This window comes from Mycobacterium paraintracellulare (assembly GCF_000276825.1).
GTDB classification, from domain to species: domain Bacteria; phylum Actinomycetota; class Actinomycetes; order Mycobacteriales; family Mycobacteriaceae; genus Mycobacterium; species Mycobacterium intracellulare.
Genome location: NC_016948.1, coordinates 2,813,396 through 2,825,331 on the forward strand (window position 1 = coordinate 2,813,396; position 11,936 = coordinate 2,825,331).

Consider the following 11,936-nt stretch of genomic DNA (forward strand, 5'->3'; position numbering starts at 1 on the left):
GCCCTCGCAAGGCGGTCAGGGCTTCGCGCGCCCGGAGCGGCTCAGTCGCCATTCCGGCGGGAAGTTCATGTCGTTGTCCTTGACCACGTTGTTGAGGCCCTTCTCGAAGGTGCCCGCGGTCAGGTCGACCTCCTGCGCGTCGTTGGCGATCATCGGCAACATACCCTCGACCATGCCGGTCAGCAGGCTGCCGAAGTACTCACCCTTGTGCTGCTTGTAGAGCTCCAGGAAGGTCTTCTGTACGGCAACGGTGTCGGTCGGTCGGGCCTTCGAGCACGCCAGCGCGTACTTGAGGGTCTCGTCTTCCAGCTTGTCGCGGGGCACCACGCTGTTGACGAAGCCGCAGTCGTACATCTCCTTGGCGCTGAACGGCCTTCCGGTGAACAGCATTTCGGAGAACTTGCGCAGTCCCATCGTCTCGGCCCACCACCAGAGCCGGGGGCCCCAGCCCACGTAGCGGAACGCCGGGTGGCCGAACAGTGCGTCGTCGGAGGAGATCACCAGGTCGGCGTCGCCGGCCTGGTAGAAGTGCCAGCCGTAGCAGTAGCCCTTGGCCTCGATGATGCTGATCTTCCGAAGCTCTTGCAGCGGCCGGTTTCCGGCGCGCGCCTTGGCGTAGAAGTCGGTGACGGTGGACAGGTAGCGGTAGGAGCCGCCGGGCGGGTACTTGACGTCGTCGTCGTTGATCGCGAGCTCGTGCAGCAGCGGCATGCCCGGATTCTCCAGCATCCCGCGCTGTTCGGGCAGGTCGCCGCCACTCCCGAAATCCTCACCCTCGCCGCGGATCACGACGACCTTGACGTCGTCGTCCACGTTGCACTTGTGAATCAGATCGGCATAGTTCTGCCGCATTCCCAGCGTGGTGGAGTTCTGCGCGTCGGGGCGGTCGAAGGTGATGTAGGCGATGCGGTTCTTCTTGTCCTTTTCGAACTTGATGTACTGCTCGGCTTCCTTCTTCATTTCTTCATAGTCGTATTCGGGCATAGTCTTCTTCCTTCAGTTGAATGTTGTTAACGCTTACTTGAGCAGAGCGCCCGCGTCGACAGGTAGCGAAACGCCTGTGATGTAACGAGATTCGTCCGACGCGAGGAACAGGACGGCGTTGCTGATGTCGACCGCTTCGACCCACGGTACCGGCAACGTGTGCATCATTTGCGAGAACGGCGCGAAATCGTCCGGCCCGGGATTCTCCAGGTCGGGCCGAAACAACCGGAACGTCACCTCATTGATCGTCATCGGGGTGTTGACCTGGCTCGGGTGTACCGAGTTGACCCGAATACTGTGCTCCCCCAACTCGACCGCGAAGGCCCGCATCAGGCCCAGCACGCCATGCTTTGCGGCGATGTAGTGGCCGGTGTGGGCCATGGCCTTGTGCGATCCGACGGAACCGGTCAGCACGACCGAACCGCCGCGCCCGCCGGCGATGATATGTGGCACACCGACTTTGACGGTGTGCCAGACGCCGGAGAGGTTCACGTCGATCATGTCGCGCCAGATGTTCTCGCGGATCTTGTGCAGCTTGTTGCCGAACGTGCCGATGCCCGCGTTGGCGACGATGATGTCGAGGCGGCCGAGTTGTTCCACCCCGCTGTCCACGGCCGCCTTCAGCGCGTCGTAGTCGCGGACGTCGACCTGCGCGGTCACGATGCGCCGGTCGAGAGCCTTGACCAGGTCGGCGGTTTCGTCGAGGTCTTCCGGCGTCGAGTGGGGATACGCCAGGTTCTCGATCGGCCCGCAGACGTCGATCGCGATGATGTCGGCGCCCTCTTGCGCCAGGCGCACGGCATGGCTGCGGCCCTGGCCGCGGGCCGCACCGCTGATGAACGCTACCTTCCCTTCTACCCGGCCCGTCATCGTGACACCAGCGCCGGCATGCATTCCCAGCCCCGCACCGTGGAGGTCGGGCTGAGGGTGGCTTTGCTCAAATCGACCTCCCACTCGGGGAATCGCTTGAGGATCTCCTCCAGCGCCACGCGGCCCTCCAGGCGTGCCAGCGCCGAACCCAGGCAGAAGTGCGTGCCCATGCTGAAGGTGAGGTGCGGGCGGACGGCGCGATGGATGTTGAATTCGCCCGCGTCGGGCCCGAATTGGGCCTCGTCGCGGCACGCCGATCCGATGAGCATCATCATCACGCTGCCTTCGGGCACCGTTTGGTCGTGCACCGTGACGTCGCGGGTCACGTATCGGGACACGTGCGGGGCCGGCGGCTCGTAGCGCAACAGCTCTTCGATCGCCTGCGGGATGAGCGCGGGGTTCTCGACGAGGTCGCGGCGCTGGTCGGGGTGCTCGGCGAGAACCTTTCCGGACCAACCGATCAGCCGTGTGGTCGTTTCGTTACCCGCCCCGGCGACGACGTTGAGGTACACGAGGATCTCTTCGCGACTGAGGTGCCGGTTCACACCCTTTTCATCGACGAACTCGACGTTGAGGAGTTCGGTCATGATGTCGTCGGACGGATGCTCCGCGCGCCAGTCGATGTAGGCCTCGAACTGCTCGCCGACCGACAGGCCGCGCTGGGCCGCGTCCATCGGCTTGCCGGCCTCCGTGCGCAGCTGCGCGTTGCCCCGGTCGCGGATGTACTCCTGGTCGTCTTCCGGAATGCCGAGCAACATGCTGATGACCTTCATCGGCATCTGCGCGCCCAGGTCGGTGACGAAGTCGAAGTGTCCCGAGCCCACCAGCGGGTCCAGGAGCGCGGCGCAGAAGTCGCGGATCATCGGCTCGAGCGCGGCGATCCTGCGCGGGGTGAACATTCGCGACAGCAGTTTGCGGTGCACGTCGTGAATCGGCGGGTCCTCGAAGATCAACATGCCCGGCGGGATTTCGAGGTTGGCCTTGATCAGCTCCAGGATCGCGCCGCGCGCGGAGCTGTACGTCTCGTGATCGACGAGCGCCTTGCTGACGTCGGCGTAGCGGCTCACCGCGTAGAAGTCGAACTCGGCGTTGTAATACAGCGGCGCCTCGTCGCGCAATCGCGCGAACATCGGATACGGGTCCGCGATCAGCCCGACGTCGTATGGATCGAAACGAACATGGCTGTCGGTGCTCGCCGTCACGAAACCCCTCCTACCGCTGCAGTTTTGGATACCCGCATTACCCGCACCAGGGCTCGCGCTGCCAGCGTTGCAGCGTTGGATTCGGTCCGGGGCAATTTACACACTCCGCTTAATTGCGTCGCTTCGACATGTGCACAAGTTCGGCTGAAAACGGCGCATGAACGTCGACTCACTCTATTGTCGTAGAGAACCATACTGCGGGTGCTCTGGCAAGGGCCGGAAGTCCGCGCGCCGGATTCGGTCGGGGCTGTCATCGGGGTCCGGGCGCCCCGCCGCGCAGCACCCGCAGACCGCCCGCCTGGGTGAGCCGACCCTTGTCCGAACTGCGCAATATTCCGGCCGCGATCGCCGACAGCACCCCGTCGAGCTGCTCGGCACTGTCGACGATCCGGTCGCCGTGGGCGAACCGCTGCAGCAGGCCGTTGATGAACGTCAGCGTGACGTTGCTCAGATCCTCGACGACGGCCGGGTCCAGTTCCGCGCCGTGCGGCATGAGCTGTACGAGGATTTCCCGGTGCAGCTTGGTGAACTCGTCGGTGGCCTGCTGCAGGATCGCGGCGAGCGCGGGATCGCGGGTGGCCTGCATGGTCAGCTCGTATCGGGCCCTGGTCCGGTACAGCTGCGGGTCGCTGCCGGCCTGAATGACGACCTGCGACAACCGCGAGGGTGTGGGAGCCTCACTGCCGGCGTCGGAGCTGTCCGCGATCGCCTGCAGTTCGGCGAGGTCGAGCTCGGCCGAACGTTCCGCGACGGCCCGCAGCAGCGCCGAGCGGGTGCGGAAATAGAACGACGTCGTGCCGTCCGGCACGCCCGCTTTGCGGTCCACCTTCAAATGGCTCAACCCCTTGGCCCCGTCATCGGCCAACAATCGAATCGCCGCATCGCATAAATCGCGGCGGCGCTCGACGGGATTAGGCTTTCGTCGTCTATCCATTGTTATTCAGGATCGAGACACTACTCTATATTCGTAGTGTCAGTAAAGGATGGCATATCTCCCCCCTTCGGCGGCACCGCCCACCACGGCGCCAAAGAAACTGCGGTGCAAGAGTTCCGAGGATTCACCGGATACGTGGGTAGAGTGTGCTTCGATGAGTCCCCGTCGAGTTCGCGTGCGCAACGCCGTCGCCTGGCTTGGGTCCATCGGTCTACTTGCGGCAATGACGTGTGGCTGCCACTCGGCGCACAAGCCCGCGCCGTCCGGCCCGCCAATCACCAACGCGCCCACCACTTCTGCCGCGCCGCCCGCGCCGCCGCCGATCGTGAAGGTGGCGCCGCTGCCCGTTCGGCCGGTGACGAAGTCACACCCGACGACGCCCGCCACCAAGTGCCCCGACATGGGTCCGAACGTCCCGGTGGCCCCGACCGACGCCCTCACCACCTGCGACCTCGCCCGGGCCAACGTGTACACCCTGGGCCCGGAAACCATGCAGCTCGGGCTGATACACGTGGACCCGCCCAAGGCCCTGACGGCCGACTTTTACCAGGTGACCCTGGTGCTCGACCCGCCGTCGGCGGCGGCATGGGCGTCGTTCACCGCCGAGCATGTCAAAGACCACGTCGCCTTCATCCGGGACAATCTGGTGCTGGAGGCACCGATCATCGAGGAGCAGGTCACCTCCGGACGGATCGTGCTGACCACCCCAACCGCCGAGGGCGCAGCGCAATTGGCCCAGCTGGCGGGTCGTCCCGCGTGACCGCGCCGGGGCGTCCCGATCGCCTCGCGCTCGGCATGCTCAGCGTGTTCGGCCTTCCCCCAATCGAGTTCGTGGAGCTGGCCGCGGAGCTAGGCTGCCCCCGCATCTCGGCCGCCATCCAGGGCATGCCGCTGGTGCCACTCGGCTACCCTGCCTTCTCCCTCAAGGACGACGCCGCGCTCAGGAAGGATCTGCTCGCCGCGATGGACGATCGCGGCGTAACCATCTCGCTCGGCGACGGATTCCTCGTGCGCCCCGGCGCCGACGTGGACGCGCTGCGGCCCGACCTCGACGTGATGGCCGAACTCGGCGTCCCGCGGATCAACGTGGTGAGCCTCGACCCCGACCTTCCGCGCACCCTCGACCAGTTCGCGGCGCTGACCGAACTTGCCGCCCAGCGCGGCATCGGTACCGTCGTGGAACCGGTGCCCGGACTGACCATCGGTGACCTCCCCGCCGGCCTGGCCGCCGCGGAATACGTTGGGCGAAGCGAATTCCGGCTGCTGGTCGACACCATGCACCTGATGCGCTCGGGTTCCGGGGCGAGCGAGCTGGCGGCCGTCGACCCCGGGCGCATCGGCTATGCCCAACTCAACGACACGACGCTGCGGCCGCGCATGGACAACTACCTGGAGGAGGCCATGTTCGAGCGCCTGGTGCCCGGCGAGGGCGACCTGCCCCTGCGCGACATCCTGGCCGCGCTGCCCGCCGACATCGTCATCGAGATCGAGGTCCCGCAACGATCATTGGGCGCTGGCCGGGGTGAGCCCGATCGAACGGCTGCGCCCCTGCGTCGAGGCGGCACGCCGGCTGCTGGCCGGCGTTCAGACCGGATAGCGCAGCGGAAGACCGGCGGCCGAATAGATCGCGTCGATCACGGTCATGTTGTCGATCGCGTCGTGCGGGGTCGTCTTGATCGGCGCGCCGCGCAGCACCGCCGCGGCGAAGGCATCCAGCTGATAGGCGTAGGAGGCGCGGCGGCCGAAGTGTTCGGTGCGTCTGCCCTTCGCCGACCGGACCGAGAGGCGGTGAAATGCCTGCGGCATCACGGGATTCACGATGCGCAACTCGCCGCGTTCACCGATCACCCGGGCGCTGATCTGCAGTAAGCGCGGCGACCACATCGAGCAGCGCACCCGGCCGGTGTGGCCGGCCGGAAACCGCAGCTCGGCCGTCATGGCCCGGTCGACGCGCGCGTCACGCAACGTGGCGCGAGCGGACACGACTTCCGGGGACCGGCCGCCGAACGTGCGCGCCATATGAACCGCGTAGCAGCCGGCATCCATGGTCGCACCGCCGGCGAGCGAGTAGTCGTAGCGGATGTCGGAGAACTTCGGCAGCGGGAAGCACAGCGCCGCCTCCACGCGTTCGAGCGTGCCCAACTCCCCGGAGGCGATGATGTCCTCGGCCCGCAGGGTCAGCGGGTGGTAGCGATAATGAAAGGCCTCCATCACCACGCGATCCGATCCGTCCGCCAGTTCGGCGATCTCGCGGGCCTCGATCGCGTTGGCGGTGAACGGCTTTTCGCACAGCACGTGCTTGTCCGCGGCCAGCGCCGCCCTGGTCCACCGGCCGTGCAGACCATTGGGCAGCGGGTTGTAGATCGCGTCGATGCCCGGGTCGGCAATCAGCGCGTCATAATCGCCGTGCACGGTCGCGATGCCGTGTTGCGCGGCGAAGGCCCGCGCGCGGGTCACGTCGCGGGCGGCCACGGCGGCGACGACGACGTCCGCATTCTCCTTGGCGGGGTTGATCAACGCCATCGGCGCAATGCGCGCCGCCCCCAAAATGCCGATCCGCAACGGGTTTTCGCGCTTTGGCGGCGTCATGGTGCCGCACCGGGCGGCCGGCGGGCGAAGCCCGGCGCATGCTCGGGCCGGATCCCCACTCCGACGAAGTAGGCCGGCACGACCGAGAGCCACGGCAGTCGCCGGACGACGCCGAGAACCCATCGCGGCGGGGCGGGATCCGCGCCGCGAAACACCGCCCGCACCAGCGCGGCCTGCAGCACGCGCTGGCCCGCCTGGGTCAAAACGGTGGCAACGGCGCGGCGGCGGCGCACAGCGGCCAGGTCGCGGCCCGTGACCCGGTGCCGGCGCAGCGGTTCGGCCAGCAGGGTGGCGGCCGCGACGGCGTCCTGGATCGCCAGGTTGATGCCGACGCCGCCGAGCGGGGACATCGCGTGCGCGGCGTCGCCGATGCACAGCAACCCGTCGGTGTGCCAGCGGCGCAGCCGATTCACGCGCACGTCGAGGTGCTTGACCTCGTCCATGGATTCGAGCGCCGCCACCGACTCGGGCATGTCGGGCAGCAGCGCACACACGTCGCGGCGGAAGGCCTCGACCCCCCGCGCGCGCAACTGGGCGTCGCCGCCCTTGGGCCCCAGGTAGGCGATCTGGTTGTAGCCCTCGCGCGGGATGACGGCCAGCGCCTTGCCCGACCCGATGCGCGGCAGGAACGAGTGGTCCGCGGCGCCGTCGCGTGGCAGCTTGAACCACCACACGTCGAAGTTCACCGGGTATTCGTGTGCGGTGAGTCCGGCCTCCTGCCGCACGATCGACCAGCGGCCGTCGCAGGCCACCGTCAACTCGGCCCTGAGTTCGCCCGGCCCGTCGGGTCCGTCGTAGCGCACGCCCACGACCCGGCCGCCGTCGCGCAGCAGGCCGGTGACCTCGCTGCGCATCCGCAGGGTGAAACTCGGTTCGGCCCGGGCCGCCTCGGCGAGCAGGTTGAGCAGGTCCCATTGCGGGACCATGGCGATGTAGCGATGGGGTTGGCGGAGCCGTTCGAAGTCGAGGTAGGTGACCGAGTGCCCGTTGGATTCGAAGGTGCCCCGGCGGAGTTTGCTGAACGGCAATCGCGCGAACCGCTCCCCCAGGCCCAGCTCGTCGAGCAGCCGCAGCGTCGTGGGATGCACGGTGTCGCCGCGAAAATCGCGCAGGAAGTCACCGTGCTTTTCCAGCAGGGTGACCTCGACACCGGCCCGGGCCAGCAACAGCCCGAGGACCATTCCCGCCGGGCCACCGCCGACGACCGCGCAGGTGGTTGTTTCGACCATCAACGCCCCAGCATAGGTGGCGACCGCTCCCTAGAGTTCGGTGTCGAACACGGAGACGGGTTCGAGGATCACGCCGGTTTCTTCGACGTAGCGATCCCACAGCGCCACCAGCTCGGCCAGCTTGTCGGGATGCGACGCGGCCAGGTCGTGAATCTCGCCGGGATCGGAAGCCAAATCGTAGAGCTGCCAGTCACCCGGGCCGTACGGCGCCGGCAGGTGCAGTGCCTTCCAGTCGCCCTGCCGGATGGCTCGGCGGCCGAACAACTCCCAGCCGGTTCCGGTGTCCGCGTCGTGCACGGTCTCCGCGGCGCCGGTCAGATACTCCACCAGCGAGCGGCCGCGCATGGGGGCCACCTCGCGGCCGCGGTAGGACGTGCCCGGGTGCGCGACGCCGGCCAGCTCCAGCAGGGTTGGCGCGACGTCCATCACGGTGCTGAACGCGGTGCCGATCTGTTGTTGCCGCGCGAATCCCGGCCAGGTGACAAAACCCGTCACCCGGATGCCGCCCTGGGTGGTGAACGCCTTGTGCAGTCGCGACGGCGCGGTGGCCGCCTGCGCCCAGCGCGGCCCGTACCAGATGAAGGACGTGGGCCGGCCGAGGTTGTCGAGGCTGTTGTCGCAATGCTTTTCGATCTGCGCGGCGATCTCGGCGCCGCGCAGCGGCATCGCCTCCACGATCGCGCCCTCGGCGCCGTTGTCGGACAGGAAGATCACCACGGTGTCGTCGAGTTCGCCGCTGGCCGACAGGTAGTCGATCACCCTGCCGACGTTGTAATCCATCCGGTCCACCATCCCGGCGTAGACCTCCATGCTGCGGGCCGAGCGCGCACGCTGCTCGTCGGTCATGTCGGCCCACTCGGGCGCGCCGTCGGCCACCACCGGGTGCGCGGTGACGTCGGGCGGGCAAAGACCGAGCCGCTTGAGGGCGGCCAGTCGCTCCTCGCGCAGCGCGTCAGGTCCGTCGTCGTAGCGGCCGCGGTATTTCGCGACGGATTCGTCGGGCGCCTGCAGCGGCCAGTGCGGCGCTTGGAACGGTAGGTAGGCGAAGAACGGACGGTCGTCGTCGGCCGCGCGCTCGTCCAGGTACCGCAGCAGGGTGTCGGTGTAGGAGTCCGACGAGTAGAAGTCGTCGCCGACGGTGACGAACTTGTCGTCCTCGGTGTAAAGCGTTGGCACCGGCGAAAACCCGCGCGCGCCCGCTCCCCCGTAGTGGCTGGCACCGGCGGGCAGCAGCGCGAACGAGCGCTCGAAGCCGCGTGCCCACGGCGACCTGTCGATGGTGGCGCCCAGATGCCATTTGCCCGACATCAGCGTCAGATATCCGGCGTCGCGCAGGAGTTCGGGCAGCGCGACGACCCGGTCGTTCAGGTAGCCCTCGTAGCCGGGGGCGCCGCGAAATCCCGGGGACGCGACTTCGAGCATCGTGCCGATGCCGGCGATGTGATGGTCGGTCCCGGTCAACAGCATCGCCCGGGTCGGCGAGCACGCCGGCGCCGAATGGAAATCGGTGAGCCGGATCCCGGAGTAGGCCAGCCGATCGAGGTTGGGTGTTTCGATCTCGCCGCCGAAGGCGCCGATGTCGGAAAACCCGAGGTCGTCCGCGACGATTACGAGGAAGTTGGGGCGCTTCACGCTCAAGCATCCTGCCAGGTCGGTGCTCACGGTGTAATGCCGCCGCACCGCCGATCGCGGCCGATATTGTCGAGGCATGGAGATGTTGGCGCAGTTCGGGATGTCCATACCGCTGGTTGCGGCCCCCATGTCGGGCGGACCGACCACCCCGGCCATGGTGTCGGCCGCCACCCGTGCGGGGGCCCTGGGCATGCTGGCCGCCGGCTACAAGACCGTGGAGGCCGTCGAAGCCGAGATCAAAGCCCTTCGCGCCGAAGGGATCCCATTCGGCGTCAACGTGTTCGCGCCGAACCCGGTGCCGGTCGATCCGCGACGTTACCGGGAGTACGCGGCGATCATCCAGGCCGAGGCCGACCAGTTCGGCCTGACGCTGCCGTCCGAGCCCGTCGAGGACAACGACAGCTTCGACGCGAAGATCGAATTGCTGCTCGACGATCCGGTTCCGATGGTGTCGTTCACGTTCGGCATTCCGCCGCGCGACGTGATCGCGGCGCTGCAACGGGCCAAGAGCGTGGTGGTCCAGACGGTCACCACGGCCGAGGAGGCGGAGCAGGCACGCGACGCCGGCGTCGACATGCTCGTGGTGCAGGCGGCGGACGCCGGCGGCCACTCCGGCACCCTGTCGCCGTCGCGGCCGCTGACCCCGGTCCCGATCGTCGACCTCGTCAGCCAAGTCGTGGCGACGGTTCCCCTGCCGGTGCTGGCCACCGGCGGGCTCGCCACGCCGGCCGCGGTGGCCGAGGTGATCCGGGCGGGAGCGGCCGCGGCCGCCGTCGGGACGGTGCTGTTGCGCGCCACCGAAAGCGGCGCGTCGACCACTCATCAGGCGGCGCTGGCCGATCCCGCGTACACCGAGACCGTGCTGACCCGGGCCTTCACCGGCCGGCCGGCCAGGGGCCTGCGCAACGCGTTCATCGACGCCCACGAAGCCGAGGCGCCCCCGGGTTATCCCGCCATCCACCACCTGACCAGCCCGCTGCGCAAGGCGGCCGCCGCGGCGGGAAAGCCGGACTACGTACACCTGTGGGCGGGCACCGGTTTCCGGCAAGCCACCGCCGAGCCCGCGACCGACATTCTGCGCCGGCTGGCATCCGACCTGTGAGGTTCAGTACTCGAAACGATTGAGCACGTCGTAGCCGCGCCCGCCGATCACCCACGTCAGCGCGTAGATCATCCGCACCGCGGCCGACGGGATGTGCTCGTAGCCGGCCAGCGCGGGGGTCTGCTCGAGGAACCGCAGCCGGGGATGCCAGGCCGCAAGACGGCGCGCGTCGCGGATGCCCCAGGTGATGATGCCCCTGGTGAAGACCTTGGACAGCAACGGGGCCAGGGCCGACAGCGTATCGAAATGCATTTCACCGCCGGGGAATCGGTCGATCAGGCGCTGCAGCAGCCGCCGGACTTCCTCTTCGTGCAGATACATCAGCAGGCCCTCGGCGACGACCAGGGTGGGACGCCCGGCGGGGACGTCGTCCAGCCACCGCAGCTCGGTCACCGACGAGCCGATCATCCGGTAGCGCTCGGTGTCGTCGTAGAGCTGCCGCCGCAGCCCGATGACGCTGGGCTGGTCAACGTCGAACCAGGAAACCGACGGCGGTAGGTCGAGCCGGAAAGCCCTGCCGTCAAGGCCGCAACCCAGGTGCAGGACAACGGCGTCGGGATGGCGGGAGAGGAAATCGGCGCACCAGTCGTCGAACTTCTTGGCGCGCAGCGCGACCAGGTATTGGTTCGAGGCGGGCATGGTGCTCCGGCGCATGCGCTTGAAGTCGTAGCTGATCCGGTCCACCGCGTCCGCGGCGACCGTGTCGCCCAGAATCGGCCGCTTCGAACGGCTTTCGCATGCGCGCAGATACAGTGTGACGAGATTCGTCCATTCCACCGATCCCCAGGCGACCGAGCTGAAATCGACTTTGTCCGTTGCGGTCATCGCTGCTTCCTCTTCGCGCGGTATTCGGTCCACATTTCCATGAGCTGGTCGCGGTAGGCCCGCGTGCAGAACTCGCAGAAATCGCGGAAGTCCTCCACGCGTTGCCGTTGTTCGGCGCGGTCCTCGTCCAGCACGGACAGCGCGAATTCGGCGGGTTCAATCCCCAGCCGCATCAGGGACAGCTGGGTTTCCAGCACGCTGGTGAACCCGCCCGGTGTGACCCGGTAGAGGTGCTGGCGGTTCGGGCTCGGCAACCGCTCGACCATGCCACCTTCGAGCAGTTGCCGGGCGACGGTGCTGATCGACGCCTTGCTCACGGACAACGCGGCGGCCAGCGCGGTCAGCGACTGCTGCGGCGGATCGCAGATCAGCAGCCACCCGTAGACCCGGCCCATGGTGCGGGTGGCGCCCAGCAACTCGAAGAACAGCCCGAGGCGGTCGACGAACTCGGCCTCGTCGGGTGACATACGCTCCATCCCGTTCGTTCAGTACGTACTAAACGTAACTTATACCAAGCGGGACGCTGGCGGAACCCCCCCCGGCGGTGATCAAGGGGTCTGGGTTGCCGG

Annotated in this window: 11 protein-coding genes and 1 pseudogene; 3 read left to right on the plus strand and 9 right to left on the minus strand. The window is 67.7% G+C overall.

Annotated features, from left to right (window positions below):
- Positions 1-15: 15 nt before the first annotated feature.
- The 4 genes from OCQ_RS13070 to OCQ_RS13085 form a co-directional block, all read right to left on the minus strand.
- Positions 16-984: an enoyl-CoA hydratase/isomerase family protein gene (locus OCQ_RS13070; RefSeq protein WP_009952401.1), complete on the minus strand. Its 969-nt coding sequence runs from the start codon at positions 982-984 to the stop codon at positions 16-18.
- Between the two features lie 33 nt (positions 985-1,017).
- Positions 1,018-1,854 carry a mycofactocin-coupled SDR family oxidoreductase gene (locus OCQ_RS13075; protein ID WP_008257146.1) on the minus strand — a complete coding sequence of 279 codons (837 nt, stop codon included), beginning with the start codon at positions 1,852-1,854 and terminating at the stop codon, positions 1,018-1,020.
- On the minus strand, positions 1,851-3,056 hold the full coding sequence (locus OCQ_RS13080; RefSeq protein ID WP_014382673.1) for a cytochrome P450: 1,206 nt from the start codon (positions 3,054-3,056) through the stop codon (positions 1,851-1,853). The genes OCQ_RS13075 and OCQ_RS13080 overlap by 4 nt, the downstream gene beginning before the upstream one ends.
- A 250-nt stretch (positions 3,057-3,306) precedes the next feature.
- Complete coding sequence (locus OCQ_RS13085; RefSeq protein ID WP_014384818.1) at positions 3,307-3,990, minus strand: TetR/AcrR family transcriptional regulator; 684 nt, start codon at positions 3,988-3,990, stop codon at positions 3,307-3,309.
- A 175-nt stretch (positions 3,991-4,165) separates the two neighbouring features.
- Here OCQ_RS13085 and OCQ_RS27345 point away from each other — a divergent pair, with 175 nt between their 5' ends.
- Both OCQ_RS27345 and OCQ_RS26075 read left to right on the plus strand, forming a co-directional pair.
- On the plus strand, positions 4,166-4,750 hold the full coding sequence (locus OCQ_RS27345) for a SecDF P1 head subdomain-containing protein (RefSeq protein ID WP_014711728.1): 585 nt from the start codon (positions 4,166-4,168) through the stop codon (positions 4,748-4,750).
- Positions 4,747-5,587, plus strand: a pseudogene (locus OCQ_RS26075) (sugar phosphate isomerase/epimerase family protein). Before OCQ_RS27345 ends, OCQ_RS26075 begins: the two are co-directional and overlap by 4 nt.
- Here the strand turns inward: OCQ_RS26075 and OCQ_RS13100 are convergent.
- The 3 genes from OCQ_RS13100 to OCQ_RS13110 are packed head-to-tail and all read right to left on the minus strand — an operon-like array spanning position 5,575 to position 9,440.
- Entirely contained in the window at positions 5,575-6,579 is a 1,005-nt protein-coding gene (locus OCQ_RS13100) for a Gfo/Idh/MocA family protein (RefSeq protein WP_014384820.1), read from the minus strand. The pseudogene OCQ_RS26075 and the gene OCQ_RS13100 sit on opposite strands and share 13 nt — an antisense overlap.
- Positions 6,576-7,808, minus strand: a complete 1,233-nt coding sequence (locus tag OCQ_RS13105) for an FAD-dependent oxidoreductase (RefSeq protein ID WP_014384821.1) — start codon at positions 7,806-7,808, stop codon at positions 6,576-6,578. The genes OCQ_RS13100 and OCQ_RS13105 overlap by 4 nt, the downstream gene beginning before the upstream one ends.
- A gap of 30 nt (positions 7,809-7,838) precedes the next feature.
- Complete coding sequence (locus OCQ_RS13110; protein WP_041785592.1) at positions 7,839-9,440, minus strand: arylsulfatase; 1,602 nt, start codon at positions 9,438-9,440, stop codon at positions 7,839-7,841.
- Positions 9,441-9,516: 76 nt separating this feature from the next.
- Here OCQ_RS13110 and OCQ_RS13115 point away from each other — a divergent pair, with 76 nt between their 5' ends.
- Complete coding sequence (locus OCQ_RS13115; protein WP_038536483.1) at positions 9,517-10,542, plus strand: NAD(P)H-dependent flavin oxidoreductase; 1,026 nt, start codon at positions 9,517-9,519, stop codon at positions 10,540-10,542.
- A 3-nt stretch (positions 10,543-10,545) separates the two neighbouring features.
- Here the strand turns inward: OCQ_RS13115 and OCQ_RS13120 are convergent, their stop codons facing one another.
- Both OCQ_RS13120 and OCQ_RS13125 read right to left on the minus strand, forming a co-directional pair.
- The gene (locus OCQ_RS13120) at positions 10,546-11,367 is read right to left on the minus strand and encodes a class I SAM-dependent methyltransferase (RefSeq protein ID WP_009952386.1); all 822 of its coding nucleotides are present in this window, start codon (positions 11,365-11,367) and stop codon (positions 10,546-10,548) included.
- Positions 11,364-11,834: a GbsR/MarR family transcriptional regulator gene (locus OCQ_RS13125; protein WP_009952385.1), complete on the minus strand. Its 471-nt coding sequence runs from the start codon at positions 11,832-11,834 to the stop codon at positions 11,364-11,366. Before OCQ_RS13125 ends, OCQ_RS13120 begins: the two co-directional genes overlap by 4 nt.
- Positions 11,835-11,936 lie beyond the last annotated feature (102 nt).

Excerpts from the sequence above, each read along its gene's own strand:
- OCQ_RS13085 (WP_014384818.1), bottom strand. The coding sequence starts at position 3,990 with ATGGATAGACGACGAAAGCCTAATCCCGTCGAGCGCCGCCGCGATTTA.
- OCQ_RS13115 (WP_038536483.1), top strand. The coding sequence starts at position 9,517 with ATGGAGATGTTGGCGCAGTTCGGGATGTCCATACCGCTGGTTGCGGCC.
- OCQ_RS13105 (WP_014384821.1), bottom strand. The coding sequence starts at position 7,808 with ATGGTCGAAACAACCACCTGCGCGGTCGTCGGCGGTGGCCCGGCGGGA.
- OCQ_RS13120 (WP_009952386.1), bottom strand. The coding sequence starts at position 11,367 with ATGACCGCAACGGACAAAGTCGATTTCAGCTCGGTCGCCTGGGGATCG.
- OCQ_RS13125 (WP_009952385.1), bottom strand. The coding sequence starts at position 11,834 with ATGTCACCCGACGAGGCCGAGTTCGTCGACCGCCTCGGGCTGTTCTTC.
- OCQ_RS13100 (WP_014384820.1), bottom strand. The coding sequence starts at position 6,579 with ATGACGCCGCCAAAGCGCGAAAACCCGTTGCGGATCGGCATTTTGGGG.
- OCQ_RS13075 (WP_008257146.1), bottom strand. The coding sequence starts at position 1,854 with ATGACGGGCCGGGTAGAAGGGAAGGTAGCGTTCATCAGCGGTGCGGCC.
- OCQ_RS13070 (WP_009952401.1), bottom strand. The coding sequence starts at position 984 with ATGCCCGAATACGACTATGAAGAAATGAAGAAGGAAGCCGAGCAGTAC.